This window comes from Agromyces rhizosphaerae, assembly GCF_027925245.1.
Classification (GTDB): Bacteria; Actinomycetota; Actinomycetes; order Actinomycetales; family Microbacteriaceae; genus Agromyces; species Agromyces rhizosphaerae.
Map to the genome: position 1 here is coordinate 819,215 of NZ_BSDP01000001.1, position 20,998 is coordinate 840,212.

The 20,998-nt window shown below is 72.4% G+C and carries 19 protein-coding genes; 10 read left to right on the top strand and 9 right to left on the bottom strand.

Going from position 1 to position 20,998, the window contains the following annotated elements:
• Positions 1 to 8: 8 nt before the first annotated feature.
• Genes QMG39_RS03910 through QMG39_RS03925 form a run of 4 tightly spaced genes read left to right on the top strand, consistent with a single transcriptional unit; the run spans position 9 to position 3,661 of the window.
• Positions 9 to 884, top strand: coding sequence for an ABC transporter permease (locus QMG39_RS03910; protein ID WP_281882547.1), 876 nt, complete (start codon positions 9 to 11; stop codon positions 882 to 884).
• A complete protein-coding gene (locus tag QMG39_RS03915; protein ID WP_281882548.1) occupies positions 881 to 1,732 on the top strand; it encodes an ABC transporter permease in 852 nt (283 codons plus the stop codon). Before QMG39_RS03910 ends, QMG39_RS03915 begins: the two co-directional genes overlap by 4 nt.
• A 13-nt stretch (positions 1,733 to 1,745) precedes the next feature.
• A complete protein-coding gene (locus QMG39_RS03920; RefSeq protein WP_281882549.1) occupies positions 1,746 to 2,567 on the top strand; it encodes an ABC transporter ATP-binding protein in 822 nt (273 codons plus the stop codon).
• Between the two features lie 5 nt (positions 2,568 to 2,572).
• On the top strand, positions 2,573 to 3,661 hold the full coding sequence (locus QMG39_RS03925; protein ID WP_281882550.1) for a zinc-binding dehydrogenase: 1,089 nt from the start codon (positions 2,573 to 2,575) through the stop codon (positions 3,659 to 3,661).
• A 22-nt stretch (positions 3,662 to 3,683) separates the two neighbouring features.
• Here QMG39_RS03925 and QMG39_RS03930 read toward each other — a convergent pair whose 3' ends face one another.
• Entirely contained in the window at positions 3,684 to 4,157 is a 474-nt protein-coding gene (locus tag QMG39_RS03930; protein ID WP_281882551.1) for a MarR family winged helix-turn-helix transcriptional regulator, read from the bottom strand.
• A 139-nt stretch (positions 4,158 to 4,296) separates the two neighbouring features.
• Here QMG39_RS03930 and QMG39_RS03935 point away from each other — a divergent pair, with 139 nt between their 5' ends.
• Positions 4,297 to 5,523 carry an acyl-CoA dehydrogenase family protein gene (locus QMG39_RS03935; RefSeq protein ID WP_281882553.1) on the top strand — a complete coding sequence of 409 codons (1,227 nt, stop codon included), beginning with the start codon at positions 4,297 to 4,299 and terminating at the stop codon, positions 5,521 to 5,523.
• A gap of 73 nt (positions 5,524 to 5,596) precedes the next feature.
• Here QMG39_RS03935 and QMG39_RS03940 read toward each other — a convergent pair whose 3' ends face one another.
• From QMG39_RS03940 to QMG39_RS03950, 3 genes are all read right to left on the bottom strand, one after another.
• Positions 5,597 to 6,598: an alpha/beta fold hydrolase gene (locus QMG39_RS03940; protein WP_281882555.1), complete on the bottom strand. Its 1,002-nt coding sequence runs from the start codon at positions 6,596 to 6,598 to the stop codon at positions 5,597 to 5,599.
• A gap of 5 nt (positions 6,599 to 6,603) precedes the next feature.
• Entirely contained in the window at positions 6,604 to 7,836 is a 1,233-nt protein-coding gene (locus QMG39_RS03945; RefSeq protein WP_281882556.1) for an acyl-CoA dehydrogenase family protein, read from the bottom strand.
• Positions 7,837 to 8,005: 169 nt separating this feature from the next.
• On the bottom strand, positions 8,006 to 8,713 hold the full coding sequence (locus QMG39_RS03950; RefSeq protein ID WP_281882557.1) for an SDR family oxidoreductase: 708 nt from the start codon (positions 8,711 to 8,713) through the stop codon (positions 8,006 to 8,008).
• 262 nt (positions 8,714 to 8,975) lie between these two features.
• Between QMG39_RS03950 and QMG39_RS03955 the strand changes: the two genes are divergently transcribed.
• Positions 8,976 to 10,415 carry an amidohydrolase family protein gene (locus QMG39_RS03955; protein WP_281882558.1) on the top strand — a complete coding sequence of 480 codons (1,440 nt, stop codon included), beginning with the start codon at positions 8,976 to 8,978 and terminating at the stop codon, positions 10,413 to 10,415.
• A 67-nt stretch (positions 10,416 to 10,482) separates the two neighbouring features.
• Here QMG39_RS03955 and QMG39_RS03960 read toward each other — a convergent pair whose 3' ends face one another.
• Positions 10,483 to 11,775 (bottom strand): dihydrolipoamide acetyltransferase family protein, encoded by a 1,293-nt coding sequence (locus tag QMG39_RS03960; RefSeq protein ID WP_281882559.1) that lies wholly within the window; start codon positions 11,773 to 11,775, stop codon positions 10,483 to 10,485.
• The gene (locus tag QMG39_RS03965) at positions 11,775 to 13,961 is read right to left on the bottom strand and encodes an alpha-ketoacid dehydrogenase subunit alpha/beta (RefSeq protein WP_281882560.1); all 2,187 of its coding nucleotides are present in this window, start codon (positions 13,959 to 13,961) and stop codon (positions 11,775 to 11,777) included. Before QMG39_RS03965 ends, QMG39_RS03960 begins: the two co-directional genes overlap by 1 nt.
• 152 nt (positions 13,962 to 14,113) lie before the next feature.
• Here QMG39_RS03965 and QMG39_RS03970 point away from each other — a divergent pair, with 152 nt between their 5' ends.
• The 4 genes from QMG39_RS03970 to QMG39_RS03985 are packed head-to-tail and all read left to right on the top strand — an operon-like array spanning position 14,114 to position 17,739.
• The gene (locus QMG39_RS03970) at positions 14,114 to 14,641 is read left to right on the top strand and encodes a VOC family protein (RefSeq protein WP_281882561.1); all 528 of its coding nucleotides are present in this window, start codon (positions 14,114 to 14,116) and stop codon (positions 14,639 to 14,641) included.
• The gene (locus QMG39_RS03975; protein ID WP_281882562.1) at positions 14,638 to 15,345 is read left to right on the top strand and encodes a GntR family transcriptional regulator; all 708 of its coding nucleotides are present in this window, start codon (positions 14,638 to 14,640) and stop codon (positions 15,343 to 15,345) included. The genes QMG39_RS03970 and QMG39_RS03975 overlap by 4 nt, the downstream gene beginning before the upstream one ends.
• Before the next feature lie 26 nt (positions 15,346 to 15,371).
• Positions 15,372 to 16,751, top strand: a complete 1,380-nt coding sequence (locus tag QMG39_RS03980) for an NADP-dependent succinic semialdehyde dehydrogenase (protein ID WP_281882563.1) — start codon at positions 15,372 to 15,374, stop codon at positions 16,749 to 16,751.
• A 10-nt stretch (positions 16,752 to 16,761) separates the two neighbouring features.
• On the top strand, positions 16,762 to 17,739 hold the full coding sequence (locus QMG39_RS03985) for an aldo/keto reductase (protein WP_281882564.1): 978 nt from the start codon (positions 16,762 to 16,764) through the stop codon (positions 17,737 to 17,739).
• A 13-nt stretch (positions 17,740 to 17,752) separates the two neighbouring features.
• Here QMG39_RS03985 and QMG39_RS03990 read toward each other — a convergent pair whose 3' ends face one another.
• From QMG39_RS03990 to QMG39_RS04000, 3 genes are read right to left on the bottom strand one after another with little or no spacing between them, the layout of a single operon-like run.
• Complete coding sequence (locus QMG39_RS03990; RefSeq protein ID WP_281882565.1) at positions 17,753 to 18,847, bottom strand: zinc-binding dehydrogenase; 1,095 nt, start codon at positions 18,845 to 18,847, stop codon at positions 17,753 to 17,755.
• A gap of 21 nt (positions 18,848 to 18,868) precedes the next feature.
• Positions 18,869 to 19,849 carry a DMT family transporter gene (locus QMG39_RS03995; protein ID WP_281882566.1) on the bottom strand — a complete coding sequence of 327 codons (981 nt, stop codon included), beginning with the start codon at positions 19,847 to 19,849 and terminating at the stop codon, positions 18,869 to 18,871.
• Positions 19,846 to 20,874, bottom strand: a complete 1,029-nt coding sequence (locus QMG39_RS04000) for a ketopantoate reductase family protein (protein WP_281882567.1) — start codon at positions 20,872 to 20,874, stop codon at positions 19,846 to 19,848. The genes QMG39_RS03995 and QMG39_RS04000 overlap by 4 nt, the downstream gene beginning before the upstream one ends.
• Positions 20,875 to 20,998 lie beyond the last annotated feature (124 nt).

Sequence of the window (20,998 nt, forward strand, 5' to 3'; positions counted from 1 at the left end):
GACTGGACATGACGCACCCCCGACCGGCGACGGCGCCGGCGACCTCCTCGACCGGCACTCCTGGCCCGGTCACCCGCCGCCCCGCCTCGCGGGCGAACCGCCGCAGGCTGGTGGCCGTCGCGCGAGGCGTCGCGGGCGTGCTCGCGCTGATCCTCGTGCTCGAGCTCGTCTCGAGGTCGGGGCTCGTCGACAGCCGCTTCCTGCCCCCGTTCACCGCCGTGCTGGGCGAGGCGGTGCTGCTCTGGACCGACCCGCAGTTCCGCACCGACGTCGGCGCGACCCTGCTGACCTACGTGCTCGGCATGCTCATCGCCTCGGCGATCGCCATCCCGCTCGGCACGCTCTTCGGACTCTCGAACGGGGTGTACCGCGCAGCCCGGGCGCTCATCGAGCTCATCCGCCCGATCCCCCCGGTCGCGCTCGTGCCGCTCGTGCTCCTGGTGCTCGGCGCCGGGCTCGAGATGAAGCTCGTGATCGTCGTCTTCGCCGCCGTGTGGCCGATCATGTTCAACACCCTGTACGGCGTGCACGACGTCGACCCGTACGCCAAGGACATGGCCCGGAGCTTCGGGGTCGGGCGCTTCGGCATCGTGCGGCGCATCATCATCCCCTCCGCGACGCCGTTCGTCGTGACCGGCATCCGCATCGCCTCCTCCATCGCGCTGATCGTCGTCATCACCGTCGAGCTCATCGCGGGCGGCGCCCAGGGCATCGGCGCGTTCATCTCGCGCGAGCGCGCGTACGGCGACGCCGACTCCTACCTGGCCGTGCTCGCCGCGACGATCACCGCGGGCATCCTCGGCCTCGCGATCAACATGGTGATCGGCTGGGCCGAACGGCGCTTCTTCGGATGGGACGCCACGACCCGAGGGGAGTCGGCATGACCGGCACGTCGCAGCGCTCGCTGCTCACCCACGGCATCCCCGTCGCCCGGCGACCCCGCCGCGACCGGCGGTTCCTGCTCTCGCTCGCGTACTTCGTCGTGCCGCTCGCGGTCGTCGTCGCGCTCTGGCAGGCCGCGACGGTGCTCTTCCCCTCGCCGTTCTTCCCCCCGCCGCTCGCGATCGGCGCGAACCTCTGGCTGCTGCTCTTCGGCGGCGCCGGGCTCGTCTCGCCGCTGTTCACCGACGACTTCCTGACGACGGTGGGGCGGATGCTGCTGGGCTTCGCGATCGGCTCGGTCTGGGGCGTCGTCGTGGGAACCGGGATGGGCCTCAGCCGCGCGACCCGCGAGACCGTGACCCCCATCGTCGAGTTCCTCCGCTCGATCCCGGCGACGGCCACGCTCCCCCTCTTCATCATCCTGCTCGGTGGCGGCGACGACATGCGCGTCGCGTTCATCGCCTACGGCGTCTCCTGGTTCGTGCTGATCAACACCGCCAACGGCGTCGGCTCGATCCATCCCACGATGCTCGACCTCGGGAAGGTGTTCCGCGTCTCGCCGGCCCGGCGGCTGTTCACGATCATCCTGCCCGCCGCGATGCCCAAGATCTTCGCCGGCGTCCGCATCGCGAGCACCGCGGCGCTGCTGCTCGCGATCGTGTCGGAGTTCATGCTCGCGACGAACGGCATCGGCTTCCAGCTCATCCAGGCGCAGGGGCGGTTCCAGCTCCTCGACATGTGGTCCTGGATGCTCGCGCTCGCCATCCTCGGCCTGCTCATCAACACGCTGCTCGACGTCGTCGAACGACGCGCGCTGGCGTGGCACCGCCTGTCCCGATCCAGGACCTGACCCCCGGAGCATCATGACGAACACCCAGCCAGTCACCACCGCGGCGCCCGGCGTGCCCGGCGCGACGGTCGTCGTCGACCACGTCTCGCACGTCTACGGCAGCGGCGACACCGCGCACCACGCGATCGCGGACCTCTCCTTCTCGGTCATGCCCCGGGAGTTCGTCTCGATCGTCGGCCCCTCGGGCGCGGGCAAGACGACCCTGCTGCGCACGCTCGCCGGCCTGCTCACCCCCACCGAGGGCGCGGTCTGGGTCGAGGGGAAGCGCATCGCCGGCGTGCCGCCGGGCATGGCGATGGTGTTCCAGGACTACAGCCGCTCGCTGCTGCCGTGGCTGACGGTGGAGCGCAACGTGGCGTTCCCCCTGGGCGGCTCGGACGTGCCCAAGGCGGAGCGCCAGCGCATCGTCGACGAGGCGCTCGACGCCGTCGGCCTCGCGGGGCGCGGCCGACGCTACCCGTGGCAGCTCTCCGGCGGCATGCAGCAGCGCGTGGCGATCGCGCGGGCGCTCGCCTCGCGACCGCGTCTGCTCCTGATGGACGAGCCGTTCGCGAGCGTGGACGCGCAGACGCGCGAGGGTCTCGAGGACCTCGTGCTGCGCATCCGCGACCACTACGACATGACCATCCTCTTCGTCACGCACGACATCGACGAGAGCGTCTACCTCGCCGACCGCGTGCTCGTGCTGTCGCGTCCCCCGGCGACGCTCGCCGAGGACATCGCCGTCGACCTCGGGCCGAGCCGCGACCAGATCACGACCCGCGAGGACCCGGAGTTCATCCACCTCCGCGGGCACGTGGCGCGCCTGATCCACGGCGACGACCGGGCGCGCTGACCGGCATGCGCGCCACGGCGGCCCTGCTCGAGGACTACCTGCGCCCGTTCGCGCTCGAGACCGTCGACCTCGCCGACCCCGCCCCCGGTCAGCTGGTCGTGCGCACGACCGCCGCGCCGTTCTGCTCGACCGACTGGATGGGCTGGCGCGCGATGCGCCGCAAGGTGCCGCCCGTGATCCTCGGGCACACCGCGATCGGCGAGGTCGTGGCCACCGGCGACGCCGTCACCCACGTCGGCCCCGGCGACCGCGTCCTCGTGGCGGCCACGCCGCGCTGCGGCACATGCTTCTACTGCGCCGAGGGGCGGCCCGACCAGTGCACGCTGCTCATGGAGGAGCCCGACCCGGTCGTCGGGGCCACCCGGGACGGGCGCGAGGTGCGCGCCGCCGGACGGGTCGGCGGGTACGCCTCGCACCTGCTGGTCGACGGCGTCCAGGTGCATCCGCTCCCCCCGGCACTGCCCGACACGACGGCCGCGCTCCTCGGCTGCGGCATCTCGACGATGCTCGGCGCGGTCTTCACGATCGCCGAGGTGCGTGCCGGTCAGTCGGTGGCGATCGTGGGCCTCGGGCACCTCGGCCAGTGGGCCGCCCAGGCGGCGCGCCTCGCGGGTGCGGGCGCGGTGATCGGCATCGACGCGCACCCCGCCCGCCGCGAGCTCGCGACGGCGTCGGGCGCGACGCACCTCGTCGACCCCGCGCGCGTCGACCCGGTCGACGAGGTGCGACGGCTCACCGCGGGCCGCGGCGCCGACGTGGTGATCGAGGCCGCCGGACCCGCGCTCGCCGCGCGTCAGGCGGTGCTCATGTGCCGGCGCGCGGGCACCGTGGTGCTCTCGGGCGTCGACCACGCCGCGACGGAGCTGACGCTCCCGCAGCTCGCGCTGACCGTGCACGGCAAGCGCATCCTCGGCTGCCAGAACGGGCAGGTCGACCCGGTCGCCGACTTCCCCCGGTGGATCGGCATGCTCGAGCGCGGCGAGCTCGACCCGGGCCCGGTCGTGAGCGGCACCTACGCGCTCGGCGAGATCGACGTGGTCATGCGCCGGTCGATGGCCCTCGAGGACGTCACCGGTGTCTTCACCGAGTTCTGAGGCGGCTCAGCCGCCCGGCGGGTCACCCGCGCGGCGGCTCCCCCACCCGGGTGCGCGCGGCGAGTGCGTCCGCGATGGCCGCCAGGGTCTCGACCGTCGCCGCGAGCCGCTCCGCGTCTTCCGGCGTCACCGGGTCGAGCTCCTCGGCCCAGACGTCGCGGTACTTCTCGAGGTTCTCGATCGCGGCGGGGGTGGCGAACACCCGCACCTCGCGCCCGTCGGCCGCCGCCGACTCCTTGCGCAGCAGGCCCTTGTCGACCAGCGCCGCGACGCGGGTGCTCGTGTTGCTCTTGTGCTGGCCGAAGGCGCGCGCGATCTCGGTGACCGTCGTGCCGGGGATCTCCATGACGATGCGCATGATGTCGGACTCCGAGCGCGTGACGTGCACGAGTCCCTCGCGCGGCACGGTGACCTCGGCCTGCAGGTGGCGGAAGACCTCGATGATGCGTTCGCCCAGTTCTCCCAGCAGTTCGGGTCGCGCGGGCGTGTCGGGCATGGGTCGAGTGTATCCGCGCATGGGGCTCCGAATCCTTGTGCGGGGGGCGTGTCCACGGTATTGTTATACTAGTTATAATCACTGCGGTCCGGACGCGCTCCGGCATCGCGAAGACGCGAACGGAGGCACTGGAATGTCGATGGTGACGGAACAGGAAGCAGTCGACTCCCCCGCTCCCGAGGAGCTCGTCGGCCGCGCCCGCGCGATGCGCGGCCGGCTGCGGGAACTGCAGGCGGAGCACGCGGAACTGGGCACGTACTCGCCCGAGATCCACGAGGCGTTCACCGCGGCGGGGCTGTACGACCTCCTCCGGCCGAAGCGCTACGGCGGCTTCGAGGCCGGCCTGGAGACGTTCTTCCGCGTCGCCATCGAGATCTCGCGCGGCGACCCCGGCGTCGGCTGGTCCTGGGAGCTCGGCGCGAGCCACGCCTACCAGTTCGCGTCGCACTTCCCGCAGCAGTCGCAGGACGAGGTCTTCGGCGCGGCGCACCCCTTCGTCGCCCCGTCGCGCGCGTTCCCGCAGCGGGCGCGCGTCGAGCGGGTCGACGGCGGCTACCGCCTCACGGGCCGGTGGGACTACAACTCGGGGTGCACCTACAGCACGCACTTCATGCCCGTCGCGGGCATCGAGCAGCCCGACGGCAGCACGGTGCTGCACATGTTCATCCTGCCGCGCAGCGACTACACGATCATCGACGACTGGGGCTACGGACGCACGATCGGCCTGCACGCCTCGAGCTCGAACTCGATCGAGGTCGAGGACGCGTTCGTGCCCGAGTACAACGTGGTGCCGTTCAACTTCAAGGACATCGAGTGGGGCTCCGAGGGCACCCCGGGCTTCCAGCTGCACGGCAACCCGCTGTACCTCGGGCGCACCTCGTCCATCTTCATCGCCGGACTCACGCAGACGCAGGTGGGCGCCGCGCTGGCCTGCATGGACGAGTACGAGCAGCTGATGGCGCGCGGCTCCAGCTTCCCGCCGCGCGTGCCGCGGGCGGAGTCGCCCGAGTACCAGCTCTGGTACGGCAAGGTCACCTCGCTCGCGGAGGCGTCGCAGACGCTGCTGCTCGCCGCGGTGCGCGAGTTCGAGCGGCTCAACGAGGACTGGGTGAACGGCGGGCCCGAGTTCACGACCGCCGACGACGTGCGCATCCGCGGCCAGATCGTGCAGGCGGCGCGCCTGGCGCAGGAGGCCATCGAGGTCGCGTTCACCACGGCCGGCACGACCTCCGCCGGGCTCGCCGGCACCAAGCTGGGCAAGTACTACTCGGATGCCGCGATGTACCGCACCCACATCGGCGCGCAGCACGACGTGCTCCTGGCCTCGCTCGGCCGGGTGCTGCTCGGCCAGCCGCTGACCATGTGACCGCCGGCACGACGAACGGGGGCGGCGCTCGGATTCCGAGCGCCGCCCCCGTTCGTGTGAGACGAGCGAGACCTCAGCCGATGCGGGCGATCCAGTCGAGGATCGGCACGATCGCCGCATCCGAGTTGGCCTCGAGCATCATCGCGTGCCCGTTGCCCGGCACGCCCGCCTCGCCGAGGTTCATGAACTCCGCGTCGCTGCCCGCGCCGTGCAGGTACTCCACGACCTGCGGCGCCCACGACGTGAACGGCGACGTGTCGCCGACGACGACCACGACCGGGATGCCCTCGAGCCCGGGCAGCCGGTGCGCGCCGGGCGCGGCCTCCAGCTCGGCGGGCGAGGCGACGGGCGGGTCGTAGGCCAGCGGTGCGGCCGCGAGGCCCCAGTCGAGGCGCACGCCCGGGGCGAACTCGAAGAAGGGCGGACCCATCGGCTCGATCGCGACGATCGCCCGCACGAGGTCGTGCCGGGCGTCGGCGGCCAGCCAGCCCGTGGGCCCGCCGGCGGAGTGGGTCACGAGGATCGCCGGGCCGATGCGGTCGAGCAGGCGTGCGACGCGGTCCTGGTCGAGCCGCTGCGACTCGGCGAGGTCGGCGGGCAGGAAGCCCATCGACGCGATGAGCTGGTCGAGCATGGGATCGCCGATGCCGCCGCCCCACGGCGCCTGGTCGTGCCCCGGGATCGGGGTGTCGAACAGCCCCATGGCCATCTCGTAGCTGAACTGCGGGCCGGGCGCGCCGGCCACCTCGGGATGCGCCCACGACCTGCCGTGCGCGGGGCGGTCGACCCGGTACACGAGGTAGCCGTCGTCGACGAAGCGGTCCGACCAGCCGGGCCGGCCGTCGGGCGTGCCCGTCCAGTCCGTCAGCTGCCCCCCGCCGCCGTGCACGAGCACCAGCGGGTACGGGCGCGTGATCTCCGCCGGCGCCTCCCACTCCACGTACATGGGCGCGCGCTGCACCGTGCCCGTCTCGCCCTCGATGCGCTCGCCGGCGATCCAGAAGTGCCCGCGGCGCACCGTGCGCAGCGGGTAGTGCGCGAACTGCTCGGGGAGCGCCGCCGCGGTGGCGGTCACGGCGGTCATGCCTCGGCGAGGGCGTCGAGCGCGACCATCTTGAAGGCCGCGTCCCGCAGCTGCGGGTTGCGGTGTCCGGCCGCCTGGGCCATGTCGCGGAAGATGAGCTCGAAGCGCTGGCCCTTCTTCGACGCCGACGCTCCGATCGTGCGGTAGAGGTCCTGCTCCACCACCTCCCAGGCCTGCAGCATGACCTCGCGGCCGATGCCGCCGAGGAGGTTGTCGAGGGCCGGGCTGAACGGCGCGACGCCGGCGACGTTGTCGCGCGCCGCCTCCTCCCAGCGCTCCAGCGCGTGGTAGACCGCCGCCTCGCTGGTGGCGAGCTTGACGATCGCGCCGCCGTAGTAGCGCTGGAAGTCGGGGTCCTCCGAGCGCAGGCAGAACGGCGGGATCGTGATCTTGCGGCTCATCTGCGACGCGTACTCGTCGAGCGCGCCGTACGCGCCGCCGATGCACAGCACGCCGAGGGCGAGCGCGAACGAGCTGCCGTGGCGCGCCGAGTACATGGCGTTGCCGTAGGCGGCCGACCCGGGGCTGTCGCCGTCGAAGGCGAAGTCCATGAGGTTGGCGTCCTCGACCATGAACCGGCCGGGGAGGAAGGACTTCTCGAAGCGGATGCTGTTGGAGCCCGACGAGTTGAGGCCGAGCATGTCGCCCCAGTCGTCGAGGATCTCGTAGGTGCCCGCCGGCGCCAGGTAGAGGCCGAGGCGGGGCGAGCCGTCCTCGTTGCGGCCGGGGAGGATGCACTGGCCGAGGAAGTAGGTCGAGTAGGGGATGCCCGAGCAGTAGTTGACGACGCCGTCGATCTCGTAGCCGCCGTCGACGGGAGTGGCCTTCACGGTCGGCGCGTACATCGACGCGGCACGGAAGTCGCCGCCGTTGTAGACCTCCTCGTGGATCTCGGCGGGGAACCAGTTGGCGAGCATGAGCGCGTGGTTGGCCGAGAGGCAGAAGCTCCAGCCGATGCCCATGTCGGCCCGCGCGATCTCCTGCACCACCTTGAAGAACGTGGTCGGGCTCACCTCGAGGCCGCCGTGCGCCCGCGGGATGTACATGCGGTAGAAGCCCGCCTCCTCGAACCGGCGGTGGAGCGCCTCGGGGATGTGCGTGACGCGCTGCCCCTCGGCGGAGGCGTCCCTGATCTCGTCGCGCAGCTCGCGGGCGGTCTGCACCAGGCGGGCCTCGAGCCCGAGGGCGTCGTCGACGTCCGAGATCCTGAGGGTGGCGGTATCGGTCATCGATCTCCCTTTCTCCATTGAAGGTCCAGACCCGGACATCCATCTGTCCGCATGTCTGTCTATCATACAATCCATGGACCGTTGTGTACACCGATCATTCACAGTGCACACGCGAAGGCGGGCCGACCGGGCCACGACGGCCACGGGTCGACCCGCCTCGGTTCGGTGCTCAGATGACGGCGGTGCCGCGATCGACGTACAGGTTGACGGCCGAGACGCCCCGGTTGCGGAGCAGGAACTGGGTCGCGTCGACGACGTCCGCCATGGTCGCGAGCGCCCCGCCCGGCGTGTGCTGCTCGTACTGCTCGAGGACACCCTCTGGCTTGCCTGCCCAGAACGGGCTGTCGCCGATGATGCCCGGGTGCAGGGCGTTGATGCGGATCGGCGCGAGTTCGAGCGCGAGCGTGTTGATGAGGCCCGTGACGCCGCCGTTGATCGAGGAGACGGTCGTCGAGCCGGGGTACGGGAGGTCCTTGGCGCGGCCGCCGAACAGCACGATGCCGGTGTCGACCGAGGGCTCCAGGCGGTCGAGCAGGGCCGAGATCGTGGCGGAGTAGCCCACCAGCTTCAGCGTCACGAGGCGGATCGCGCGATCGATCGAGTAGTCGCGGATGCTGTTGGCGTCGCGCTCGATCGCCGCGAGCACGAGTCCGTGGACGGTGCCCACGCCTGCCAGCTGGCCCGCGATCGTGTGCGGCTCGGAGATGTCGAGCGCGATGCCGCTGGCCCCCTCGCCGAGCTCGGCGGCGATCGCCTTCGTGCGCTCCTCGTCGCGCCCCGTGATCACGACGCGCTCGCCGCGGGCGATGCAGTCCTTCGCGATCTCGAGCCCGATGCCGCTCGTCCCGCCGACGACGATGGTGGTCCTGTCGCTCACTTGCACTCCTTCATGCCGTCTCCGCGTCGCGGAGGATTCCCTGCTCGCGCGTGGCCGGACACCCCGCGCGCACGCCGTTCACCACACCGTGACCGGCGGTCACGATGGGCCGTCGGAGGAAACCGGAGCCAAGTAATACTGGACAACCATGTTCAGCGGTGCTTAACCTGAGTCAAGTCGACCGACCCCAGGAAGTCAAGCGCACCGAAGCGCACCCGGCCGACGGACAGCGTGCACCACATCGAGGAGGATGAGCGTCACCATGACAGACACCCCGGCACCCCAGACCGGTCAGCCCATCGTGTTCCGGAACGGGATCGTCCTGACCATGGACGATTCGCACACGATCATTCCCAAGGGCGACGTGCTCGTGGTCGACGGGAAGATCGCCGAGGTCGGCACCGGCCTCGCCGTTCCCGACGGCACCCACGAGATCGACGCGAGCGGCGGCATCATCATGCCGGGCATGATCGACACCCACCGCCACATGTGGCAGACCGCGATGCGCGGCTACGGCGCGGACTGGACGCTCACCCAGTACTTCGTCTGGTACTACCTCGAGCACGGCATGAAGTTCCGCCCGCAGGACATCGCGGCCGGCAACCTCGTCTCCGCGCTCGACGCGATCGAGTCCGGCGTCACCACGAGCGTCGACTGGTCGCACGGCCTGCGCACGATCGACCACGGCGAGGCGGCCTACGAGGCCCTGGCGGCCTCCCCGGGCCGCTACGTGCTCGGCTACGGCAACCTGGCCGGCGCCCCGTGGGAGTGGACCCAGGACCCGGCCATCCGCAGCCTCATCGAGCGCGCGCGCGACGACTCGCGCCTGTTCGGCGCCCAGCTCGCGTTCGACGTGCCGGGCGAGGAGAGCTTCCCCGAGCGCCCCGCCTTCGAGGCGGCCCGCGACCTCGGCCTCGCCGTCACGACGCACGCCGGCGTCTGGGGCGCGACGAACGACAACGGCATCCGCGTGATGTACGAGAACGGCGTCATGCAGCCCGGCAACATCTACGTGCACGCCGCGACCCTCAGCGACGACTCGTACCAGATGATCGCGGCGACCGGCGGCACGGTCTCGCTCTCCACCGAGAGCGAGCAGACCTGCGGTCAGGGCTACCCGCCGGCGCACGCCCTGCGCAAGCACGGCATCGGCGCCTCGCTGTCGGTCGACACGAGCGTCTGGTTCAGCGCCGACATGTTCTCCGCCATGCGGACGACCATCGGCGCCGACCGCGCGCTCGAGCACTACATCGCCCACCAGTCCGAGGACACCGTCACGCACGCGACCATCCGCGTGGAGGACGTCGTCGACTGGGCCACCCGCGGCGGCGCGAAGGCGCTCGGCAAGGACGACCAGGTCGGCAGCCTCGAGGCGGGCAAGCTCGGCGACGTCATCCTGATCAAGAACGACGACTCCCCCACCATGACGCCGATCGTGAACCCCTACGGCCACGTCGTCTACCAGGTGGGCCGTGGCGACGTGCACACGGTCGTCGTCGGCGGCGAGATCGTCAAGTCCGAGGGCAAGCTCACGGCCGGCGACCTGCCGTCGGTCAAGGCCAAGCTCGAGGACACCGTCTCGTACCTGCAGGGCGAGCTCGGCGAGGAGACCTGGAACGCCGGCATGAACCCGGAGATCCCCGAGGTCGAGATCCTGAGCAACCCGTACCAGTACCGCAAGGCGGCGGCGCACGCGCACTGATCCCGCCCGCGACCGACGAGGCCCTCCCCGGTGATCCGGGGAGGGCCTCTCGTCGTGCGGCGACGGCTCAGACGAGGATCGACAGGGGGTTCTCGATCCGCCGGACGAACGCCTGCAGCCACTCCGCGCCGACCGCGCCGTCGACGACGCGGTGGTCGGCCGACAGCGTCACGGTCATCACGGTGCCCACCGCGAGCTCGCCGTCCTCGACGACGGGCACCTGGCGGGCCGCGCCCACGGCGAGGATGCCGGCGTGGGGCGGGTTGATGATCGCCGAGAACGCGCTCACGCCGTACATGCCGAGGTTCGACACGCTGAACGACCCGCCCTCGAGCTCGTGCTGCTTGAGCCGGCCCGCACGCGCGCGCTCGGCGAGGTCCGCGACGGTGGCGTGCACCTCGCTCAGCGACATCCGGTCGACCCCGCGGAGCACGGGCGTGACGAGTCCGCCATCGATCGCCACCGCGACCGCGACGTCGACCGAGCGATGCCGGTGGATGACCGTCTCGCCCCAGGTGGCGTTCGCGTCGGGCACGTCGACCAGCGCGCCGGCCACGGCCTTCAGCACGAAGTCGTTGACCGAGACCCGCACCGGCGAGGCCTCGTTGACCTGGCGGCGCAGCTCGAGCAGGCGATCGACCCGGCAGTCGGCCTCGACGTAGAAGTGCGGCACGGTCGACTTGCTCTCGGCGAGGCGGCGCGCGATCGCCCGCCGCATGCCGGTGAGCGGCACCTCCTCGACCGACGCGTCGTCGGCCGCGGGCGCGGGGGTCGCGGCGGCCGGCGCTGCTGCGGGTGCCGTCGGCGCCGCTGCGGGTGCCGCAGGAGCCGATGCGGCCTCCCTGCGCTCCGCCACGAGTGCGTCGACGTCGCGGCGCACCACGCGGCCGCCGGGGCCGGATCCGTCCACGCCCGTCAGGTCGAGGTCCCACTCGCGCACGAGGCGGCGCACGATCGGGCTGAGGAAGCGCCGGGGCGCGTCCGCGTCGTGGCCGTTCGAGGCGGCGGGCGCGCTCGGCGCGGCACGTGCCGGCGCAGGTGCCGGCGCAGGCGCCGACGCGTCGGCCGTCTCCGCCGGAGCCGCCTCGTCGGGCCCGGGCTCGTCGGGCGCCGCGGACTCCCCCGGCGCGCCGATCACCGCGATCGGGTCGCCGATGGCGACCGGATCGCCCGCATCGACGAGCACCTCCAGGACGGTCCCGGCGACCTCGGCGGCGTACTCGACGACCGCCTTGTCGGTCTCGACCTCCGCGATGGGCGTGCCGACCGCGACCTCCTGGCCTGGCTCGACGAGCCAGGTCTGGATCGCCGCCTCGGTGACCCCGGTGAGCACCTCGGGCATGCGCACGGTGGTGGCCATCAGGCTGCCCCCATTCCCTCGCGCAGCCGTTCGATGCCGGCGACGACCTCCTCGGTGCGGGCGTGCGCGGCGCGCTCGAGCACCTTCGAGATGCTCGGGCTCGCCTCGCGACCCGTCACCCGCTGCACGGGCTGGTCGAGCCAGTCGAACAGGCGGCGCTGGATCTCGTCGGCGAGCCAGCCGCCGTACGAGGTGCCCGCAGCACCCTGTTCGACGATGAGCACGGCGTTGGTCTTCTTCACCGACTCGGTGATCGTCTCCCAGTCGACCGAGGCCCGGTCGAGCCAGCGCAGGTCGATCACGTCGGCGTCGAGCCCGGTCTGCTCGACGGCCTCCAGGCTGTGGCCGACCATCGAGAGGTAGCTGATCACCGTGGCATCCGACCCCTCGCGCCGCAGCGCGGCCCGGCCGAACGGCAGCTGGTAGTCGAGGTCGCCCTCGGGCACCTCCTCGACCTTGCCGTACAGGTCGATGTGCTCGAGCACCAGCACCGGGTCCTCGAGCGCGAGCGCCGCGTTCATGAGGCCGATGTAGTCGGCCGCCGTCGACGGTGCGACGATGCGCCAGCCGGGGCTCGTGGCGAAGATGCCGGCCGGGTCCATCAGGTGCTGCGAGCCGTAGCCCGAGCCGATGGCGACCTTGGTGCGCAGCACCAGCGGCACCGGGTTGACGCCGCCGAACATGTGCCGTGCCTTGCCGATCTGGTTGAACACCTGGTCGGCGGCGACCCACATGAAGTCGGGGTACATGAACTCGACCACGGGTCGGAACCGGCCGTCGAGCGCCATGCCGCCGCCGAGTCCGACGAACGCGTTCTCGCTGATCGGCGTGCCGAGCACGCGGCCCTCGAACTGCTTCGCGAGCCCCTTGGTGGCGCCGTTCGTGCCGCCGCCGAGGCGGTGGATGTCCTCGCCGAGCACGACGATGCGCTCGTCCTCCTCCATGCGGCGGCCCATGACGGATGCCACGGCGTCGACGAACTTCATCGAGGCCACCGGCCCATCCGCGGCGACCGGGTCGAGCGTGCGGGCGTCGGCCAGCTCGCTCGCGTCGCCGCGCACCCCGACGTCGACGAACTCGGTGTCGGGCCACAGCTCGGGGCGGATGCGGCGCTTGCCGTCGGTCTCGGGATCGGGCTCGAGCAGCTGGGCGGCCGCGATGCGCATGGCCTCCTGCGCCTGCTCGCGCACCGACGCCACGCCCGCCTCGTCGATGAGCCCCAGCTTCGTCATCTCGGTCGCCACGCGCGTGAGCGGGTCGCGCTCGCGCCAGGCGGCCTCCTCGGCCTTCGTCCGGTAGCCGAACGCGCTGCCGGGGTACGGGCCGTTCTGGTGGAAGTAGCGGTAGACCTCCGCCTCCACGACGGCCGGGCCGTTGCCCGAGCGCATGTACTCGGCCGCCTCGCCCATGGCGAGGTGCACCGCGAGCGGGTCCATGCCGTCGACGCGCCAGGACGGGATCGCGAAGCCGAGGCCGCGCGCCGACAGCCGCGTCTCCGCGGTCGACTCGTCGACGCCCGTCGACACCGCGTAGCCGTTGTTCTCGATGAAGAAGGCGAAGGGCAGTTTCCACGCCGCCGCGAGGTTCATCGACTCGAGCACCGAGCCGATGTTCACCGCGCCGTCGCCGAAGTAGCTCACGGTGAGGTCGGTGGTGCCCGCGTGCCGCTGCGCCCAGGCGTTACCCGCGCCGAGCGGCACGCCGCCGCCCACGATCGCGTTGGTGCCGAGCGCACCGGCCTCGAACCACTGCAGGTGCATCGAGCCGCCGCGGCCGCGGCAGTAGCCCTGCGCGAGCCCGAGGATCTCGGCGAGCGTGCGCTGGAGCACCTCCTGCACGGGTTCGGTGACGATGCCGGCCAGGTCGTGCCGTCCGCCGGCCACGTGGGTCAGCGCCTTCGCGAGGAACTGGTGGTGACCGCGGTGCGACCCGTTGATCGCGTCGGAGGAGCGCATCCCGATGATCGACCCGACGGCGCCGCCCTCCTGGCCGACGCTCGAGTGCGCCGGCCCGTGCACGAGCTGCTCGCCTGCGAGCTCGAGCACCGTCTCCTCGAACGCGCGGATCAGGTGCAGCTGCGCGAGCATGCCCGAGAGCAGCTCGGGGTCGGCGGCCTTCCAGTCGGCCGCGGTCGATGTCAGCTCCACCCATGGCGCCGCCGGGTCCAGGCGCTTGTGTCTGGGCATGTTCCCTCTTCTCCATTGATCAGGGCGCAGCGCGACCAGCGCGGCGTGGGTCTCAGCGTAGCAAGATTGAATCCAATCGCAACAGAATTCCCCGTCGATGCTCGACAATCCCGCGCGACACGGCCATACTTGGATCCAATCAAGGAGGATTCATGCCACTTCCCGGTCTCCGCGGAAGCGACCACATCGGCATCACGGTACCCGACCTCGACCAGGCCGACGACTTCTTCGTGCGCGTCCTCGGCGCGGAGCGCTTCTACGACCTCGGCCCCTTCGCGTTCGAGGAGGGCGACTGGATGGCCGAGCACCTCGCGGTGCACCCGCGCACCGTCATGCGGCGCCTGCGCTTCTACCGGCTCGGCCACGGCGTGAACTTCGAGGTCTTCGAGTACGAGAGCGCCGACGAGTACCGGCCCGCCCCGCGCAACAGCGACGTCGGCGGGCACCACGTGGCCCTCTACGTCGACGACCTCGACGCGGCGGTCGCCTACCTCCGCGCCGAGGGCGTCCGCGTGCTCGGCGAGCCGACCACGAGCCGCAACGCCAGCGAGGGTCAGCGCTGGGTGTACTTCCTCAGCCCGTGGGGCATGCAGTTCGAGCTCGTCAGCTTCCCCGACGGCAAGGCGTACGAGCGCGGGCTCGACCGCCTGCTCTGGCACCCCGCGCGGCCGGCCGAATGAGCGCCGAGGACGCCGCGGAGGTCGCCGACGCCGCCCGCACGACCCGCGGGGGCGACGCGGGGGCCCGCGTCGCCGACCGCCTCCGCCACGAGATCCTCGCCGGCGAGCACGCGCCGGGCACCCGCATCCGCCAGGAGGACGTGGCCGAGCGGTTCGGCGCGAGCCGCGTGCCCGTGCGCGAGGCGCTGCGGATCCTGGAGAACGAGGGCCTGGTCACACTCGTCGCCAACACCGGAGCGTGGGTCGCCACGCTGACGCTCGCGGAGTGCGAGGAGGTCTACCAGATGCGCGAGCGACTGGAGCCCCTGCTGCTCTCCTACTCCGCGCCGCACCTCTCCCCCGACGACCTGGCCGACCTCGCGGAGCTGGCCGAGCGGATGGCCGCGACCGACGACCTGGACCTGTTCCTCGGCCTCGATCGCAAGTTCCACCTCGCCAGCTACCGCGGCGCCCGCACGAGCCAGCTGGGCGAGCTCGTGACGAAGCTCTGGAACACGACGCAGCCGTACCGGCGCGCGTACACCCACTCGATCGACGCCGACGCGCGGCGCATCATGCACGACGAGCACCACCTGCTCGTCTCCGCCCTCCGCGACGACGACCTCGAGGAGGCGCAGCGCGTGCTGGCGAGCCACATCCGCCGCACGAGGCGCCAGCTCTCGCGGCATCCCGAACTCTTCACCGACCTCGGCGCACCGCGCTGACCCCGATCCCGACACGGAAGGCACCCATGCCCATCGCGACCATCAACCCCGCCACCGGCGAGACCGAGGCGACCTACGACGCGCACGACGACGCCGAGGTCGACGCGCGCATCGGCGAGGCGGCCGACGCGTTCCGCGCCCTCGCGAACACGGACTTCACGGCCCGGGGCGAGTGGATGCACCGTGCCGCCGACCTCCTCGACGCGGAGGTCGACGAGCTCGCGCTCGTGCTCACGACCGAGATGGGCAAGCCGCTCGCCCAGGCGGCCGCCGAGGTGCGGAAGTCGGCGAACGCGATGCGGTACTACGCCGACCACGCGGAGGACATGCTCGCGGGGCGTGCGCTCGACGACCCCTCGGTCGTCGGCGCCGGTGCCGCGTACACGCGATACGAGCCGCTCGGCGTGGTGCTCGCGGTCATGCCGTGGAACTACCCGATCTGGCAGGTCATCCGCTTCGCCGCCCCCGCGCTGATGGCGGGCAACACGGTGCTGCTGAAGCACGCGTCGAACGTGCCCCAGTCTGCGCTCTACCTCGGGTCGCTCTTCTCGCGCGCCGGGTTCCCGGTCGGGGCGCTGCACACCCTGCTCATCCCGGCCGCGCGCGTCGAGGCCGTGCTCCGGGACCGGCGGGTGGTCGCGGCGACGCTCACCGGCTCGGAGCCCGCGGGGCGCTCGCTCGCCGCGATCGCCGGCTCCGAGGTCAAGCACGTCGTGCTCGAGCTGGGCGGCTCGGACCCGTTCATCGTGATGCCGAGCGCCGACCTCGACGAGGCCGTCCGCACGGCCGTCACGTCGCGCACCTCGAACAACGGCCAGGCCTGCATCAACGCGAAGCGGTTCATCGTGCACGAGGACGTGCACGACGCGTTCGTGGAGCGGTTCACCGCGGCGATGGCCGCACTCCGCGTCGGCGACCCGCTCGACGAGTCGACCGACATCGGGCCGCTCGCGACCGCCTCCGGGCGCGACGAGCTCGCCGGGCTCGTCGACGACGCGGTCGCGCTCGGCGCGGTCGCCGCGACCGGCGGCACCGCGGGCGACGGCCCCGGCTGGTTCTACCCGCCGACGGTGCTCACGGGCGTGGACACGGGCATGCGCCTCTACCGCGAGGAGGCGTTCGGCCCGGTCGCCACGGTGTTCACCGCGCGCGACGCCGACGACGCGCTGCGCATCGCGAACGACACGACGTTCGGGCTGAGTTCCGCGGTCTGGACCCGCGACGAGGCGGAGCAGGAGCGGTTCATCCGCGGCCTCGACGCGGGCGCCGTGTTCGTCAACGGCATGTCGATCTCGTACCCGGAGCTGCCTTTCGGCGGCGTCAAGGACTCGGGCATCGGCCGCGAGCTCTCCGCCGAGGGCATCCGCGAGTTCGTCAACCTGAAGTCCGTCTGGCGCGGACGCTAGAGGAGCAGCCATGGAGTACACGCGACTGGGCGGCAGCGGGCTCGAGATCGCCCCGATCGCCGTCGGCAGCATGAGCTTCGGCGACCCGGAACGGGGCGACCACTCGTGGACCCTCGGAGAGGAGCGCAGCCGCGAGATCATCCGGGCGGCGCTCGAGCTGGGCCTCAACTTCTTCGACACCGCGAACGTCTACTCCGACGGCACGGGCGAGGAGTTCCTCGGTCGCGCGCTCCGCGACTTCGGGCGGCGCGACGAGCTCGTGATCGCGACGAAGGTGTTCGGCGCGATGGGCACCGGCCCGAACCGCCGCGGGCTCTCGCGCAAGGCGATCATGCAGGAGGTCGACGCGAGCCTCGCGCGCCTCGGCGTCGACTACATCGACCTGCTCCAGATCCACCGGTACGATCCCGCGGTGCCGCTCGACGAGCTGCTCGTCGCCCTCGACGACCTGGTCCGCGCCGGGAAGGTGCTCTACCTCGGCGCCTCGTCGATGCACGCGTGGCGGTTCGTGACGGCACGCGAGCGCCAGCGCGAGCTCGGGCTGGCGCCGTTCGTGTCGATGCAGAACCAGTACAGCCTGATCTCCCGCGAGGACGAGCGCGAGCTGCTGCCGTACTGCGCGCACGTCGGCGTCGGCGCGATCCCGTGGAGCCCGCTCGGGCGCGGGCGGCTGACCCGGCCGTGGGGCACCGAGACGCACCGTGCGGGCCGCGACCGGGTGGCCCTCGACAACTACCGCCAGGCGGTGGAGTCGGACCACGCGGTGGTCGACGCGGTCGAGGCGGTCGCCGCCGAGCGCGGGGTCCCGATGGCGCACGTGGCGATCGCCTGGCTCCGTCGTCAGCCGGCGCTCAGCGCACCGATCATCGGCGCCACGTCGGAGGCGCACCTCGCCGACGCGGTCGCGGCGCTGGAACTCGAGCTGACCGACGACGAGGCCGCACGCCTCGAGGCGCCGTACCGCCCGCGCATGCCCGAGCTGTACTGACCGGAACCGGCGCTCAACCGGCGATGACCGGCGTGGGCTCCGCGCGGCTGCGTGCCGCCTCGAGCGTCTCGGCCATGGCCGACAGCGGGCGGATGCGGCCCAGCATCGCCTCGGCGTCGACGACGCCGTGCTCGAGCATCGGCAGGAACCGCCGCATGTCGCGCCGCATGTCGAGGCGCCCGCTCTGCGAGCTGCGCACGTCGCGCCCGCGCAGCGCGAGGTCGAACAGCGGGAACTCGACCGTCGTGTCGCGCGTCACGTAGCTCGTGAGCGTGACGACGCCGCCGAGCCGGGTGGCCGCGAACGCGGTGCGGACGGAGTCGACCGACCCGCCCGCGTCGAGGCCGTGGTCGGCGCCGCGTCCGCCCGTGGCATCCCGCACCGCCTCCTCGACGTCGCAGGCGGCCGGGTCGAGCACGTGCGTGGCGCCGAGCCGTGCGGCGAGCGCCCGCCGATGCGCGAGGCGCTCGACGGCGACGATGACCTCCGCACCCGCCGCACGCGCGGCCTGGATCATCCAGAGGCCCACCTGCCCGCAGCCGACGACGAGCACGGATGCACCGGGGCGGACCTCCGCGACGTTGACGACCGCGCCCATGCCGGAGATCACCCCGCAGCCGAACATCGCCAGCCACGGGTCGGGGAGCCCGCTGTCGACGGGGAAGACCTGGATGTCGCGGATGACGGTGCGCTCGGCGTAGGTGGCGGAGGCACCCGGCGCGCGCACCGCGCGCCCGTCGCCGAGCGTGCCGATCACGGGCGGGGGCACGAAGAGCTGCGCGCACTGGTCGACCCGGCCCGCCCGGCACCAGAAGCAGCGCCCGCACTCCGGCGTCGCCGTGATGAGCACGCGCCGGCCGACCCGGTGCCGCGCACCGGCGCCGCGCTCGACGACGGTGCCGACCGCCGAGTGGCCGAGCACCACCGGGTACGCGTCGCCGGGCAGGCCGGTGTCGCCCCGCAGGGCGATCCAGTCGCTGTAGCAGAAGGCGGTCGCGTCGATCTCGACCACGACCTCCCCCGGCCCGGGGTCACGCAGCTCCAGCTCCTCGACGCGGAACTCGCGCTCCCCCGCGTGCGCCACCGCTGCCTGCACCGTCGTCGGCATGCGACCGTCTCCCTCCGCCCGTCAGGGCTCGTTCGTCGTCGGCTGCGGCACCGCGCCGGCGTCGCCGCTCGCGCGCGGTCGCGCCCGCCCGCGCACGGCGCCGAGCCCGGCGAGCGCCACGGCGGCCACGGCCAGGACCGCGCCGACGACGGCCCCGGCGGTGAGCCCGACGCGGTCGACCGGCACGACCAGGTCGAGCGCGATGGAGCCCATCGCCTGCCCGGCCGCGATGCAGAGCATCAGGCTCAGCACGCCGATGATGCGCACCGCGACGGCCGACACGACGCCGATCACCGCGCCGATCGCCCCGCCGAGGGGCGCCCACGGCGGCAGCGCCGCGAGGTCGATCGGCTGCGTGGCCAGCGCGACGAGCAGCGCGGAGCCCACGAAGAACCCCGAGACCGCGAAGTTGATCACCGACATGACCGCGGGCTCGCCCGTGACGACCACGATCCAGCCGTTCGCGGCCTGCTGGATCGCGATGATCGCGCCGGCGACGACCACGACCGGCACCGCGAGCGCGCTCGCGCCCTCGAACCGGCCGATCGAGCCGACGATGACCGCGAGCACGGCCACGGCGATGCCCGCGGAGCGCAGCGCGCCCATCGGCCTGCGCCCGCCCGGGCCGATGCCGAACGAGTCGGCCGCGACCGAGCCGGCGAGCTGCCCGAGGGTGACCGCCACGCCGACGGCGACCACGCCCATCGCGGGCGTCACGGTGATTATCGCGAGCACCGCGACGAATCCCATCAGGCCGCCGAGGAACCACCACCAGCGGACCTGCGCGCGCCGGGCGCGGATCGTCCGCGCGGCGCGGGGGAACGCCCCGGTCGCGAGCGCGACGAGCAGGGCGAGCGCGAGCGCGCTGCCGTGGTTCACCGCGGTCGCCACGACCGGCGAGTCGACGGCCACGCTCGCGTGCCCGTTGATCGACGTCTGCAGGGAGACGCCCACGCCGGCGGCCAGCGCCGCTGCGGTCGCCGCCGCGGCGCCGTTGTTCACGGCACGGCGCCGAGCATGGTGCCGAGCAGTCCGCGGTCCGGGGCGAGCTCTCCGCGCTCGATCCGGTGCGCGAGCTCGACCACCACGGCGTTCACCGGAGTCGCCACGCCCGCCGCCGCGCCGCGCGCGACGACGTGCCCGTTGAGGTCGTCGACCTCGGAGTGGCGGCCCTTCGTCCAGTCCTGGAGCACGGTCGTCGTCGCCCCGGGCACCACGAAGCCGGCGAACAGCTTGTCGGTCATCGTGTCGACGATCCGGTCGCGGTCGGCGATCTCCGATTCGGTCAGCCCGAAGATGGGCAGCGCCCGGTGGCCGATCGCGAGGCCGACCGCGAGCGCCTCGTTCCCGGCCGCGACCATCACCTCGCGGAAGCCGGGGACGCGCAGCGCGTCCGCCATGGGCAGCCCCAGGATCGCGCTCGTGACGAGCAGGGTGGCGTTGCTGACGAGCTTCATCCACTTCGCCGACAGGATGTCGTCGACCTCGGCGACCGTGCCCGAGTGCCGCAGCAGGCCCGCGACCTCGGCCACGCGCTCCGCGGGCCCGCCGGGCAGCGCGCCGACGGCGAACCACGACGCGTCCACGCCGGTGTGCCGGTGCACGATGCCCGGCTCGTCCATCGTGGCGGAGCACTCGATGACCGTGCCCACGGTGCGCGCCGGGCCCACCACGTCCTCCACGACTCCGGCCGTCATGCCGTTCTGCACCCCGACCAGGAGGCCGTCGTCGGCCAGGTGCGGTGCGATGAGCTGCGCGGCCCAGCGCGAGTCGTAGGCCTTCATGAGCATCAGCACGACGTCGAACGGCTGGCGGAGTTCGGCGACCTCGCAGAGGTGCAGGGTCCTCGGCCGCACGTGCAGCTCGCCCTGCGGGGAGCGGATCCGCAGCCCGTCGGCGCGCATCGCCTCGACATGGGCGGGCCACTGCTCGATCAGCACGACATCGAGACCGGCCTCCGTCAGGTCGGCGCCCACGGATGCCCCGTTCGCGCCTGCCCCCAGCACGGCGATCCGCGCATCGGCCATGGCGGCTCCCTCCCTCGTCGGATTGTCATACACCCTACAGCAGCGATGTACATTCCTGCGCTCTCGTCCCCGAAACGGGCCGGAATCCGCATCCGCATGTACACTTGCGCTACACACTCAACGA

What these genes read in the sequence shown, in the direction of transcription:
- QMG39_RS03910 (WP_281882547.1), top strand. Translation starts at nt 9, where the DNA reads ATGACGCACCCCCGACCGGCGACGGCGCCGGCGACCTCCTCGACCGGC.
- QMG39_RS03915 (WP_281882548.1), top strand. Translation starts at nt 881, where the DNA reads ATGACCGGCACGTCGCAGCGCTCGCTGCTCACCCACGGCATCCCCGTC.
- QMG39_RS03920 (WP_281882549.1), top strand. Translation starts at nt 1,746, where the DNA reads ATGACGAACACCCAGCCAGTCACCACCGCGGCGCCCGGCGTGCCCGGC.
- QMG39_RS03925 (WP_281882550.1), top strand. Translation starts at nt 2,573, where the DNA reads ATGCGCGCCACGGCGGCCCTGCTCGAGGACTACCTGCGCCCGTTCGCG.
- QMG39_RS03930 (WP_281882551.1), bottom strand. Translation starts at nt 4,157, where the DNA reads ATGCCCGACACGCCCGCGCGACCCGAACTGCTGGGAGAACTGGGCGAA.
- QMG39_RS03935 (WP_281882553.1), top strand. Translation starts at nt 4,297, where the DNA reads ATGGTGACGGAACAGGAAGCAGTCGACTCCCCCGCTCCCGAGGAGCTC.
- QMG39_RS03945 (WP_281882556.1), bottom strand. Translation starts at nt 7,836, where the DNA reads ATGACCGATACCGCCACCCTCAGGATCTCGGACGTCGACGACGCCCTC.
- QMG39_RS03955 (WP_281882558.1), top strand. Translation starts at nt 8,976, where the DNA reads ATGACAGACACCCCGGCACCCCAGACCGGTCAGCCCATCGTGTTCCGG.
- QMG39_RS03960 (WP_281882559.1), bottom strand. Translation starts at nt 11,775, where the DNA reads ATGGCCACCACCGTGCGCATGCCCGAGGTGCTCACCGGGGTCACCGAG.
- QMG39_RS03965 (WP_281882560.1), bottom strand. Translation starts at nt 13,961, where the DNA reads ATGCCCAGACACAAGCGCCTGGACCCGGCGGCGCCATGGGTGGAGCTG.
- QMG39_RS03970 (WP_281882561.1), top strand. Translation starts at nt 14,114, where the DNA reads ATGCCACTTCCCGGTCTCCGCGGAAGCGACCACATCGGCATCACGGTA.
- QMG39_RS03975 (WP_281882562.1), top strand. Translation starts at nt 14,638, where the DNA reads ATGAGCGCCGAGGACGCCGCGGAGGTCGCCGACGCCGCCCGCACGACC.
- QMG39_RS03980 (WP_281882563.1), top strand. Translation starts at nt 15,372, where the DNA reads ATGCCCATCGCGACCATCAACCCCGCCACCGGCGAGACCGAGGCGACC.
- QMG39_RS03985 (WP_281882564.1), top strand. Translation starts at nt 16,762, where the DNA reads ATGGAGTACACGCGACTGGGCGGCAGCGGGCTCGAGATCGCCCCGATC.
- QMG39_RS03990 (WP_281882565.1), bottom strand. Translation starts at nt 18,847, where the DNA reads ATGCCGACGACGGTGCAGGCAGCGGTGGCGCACGCGGGGGAGCGCGAG.
- QMG39_RS04000 (WP_281882567.1), bottom strand. Translation starts at nt 20,874, where the DNA reads ATGGCCGATGCGCGGATCGCCGTGCTGGGGGCAGGCGCGAACGGGGCA.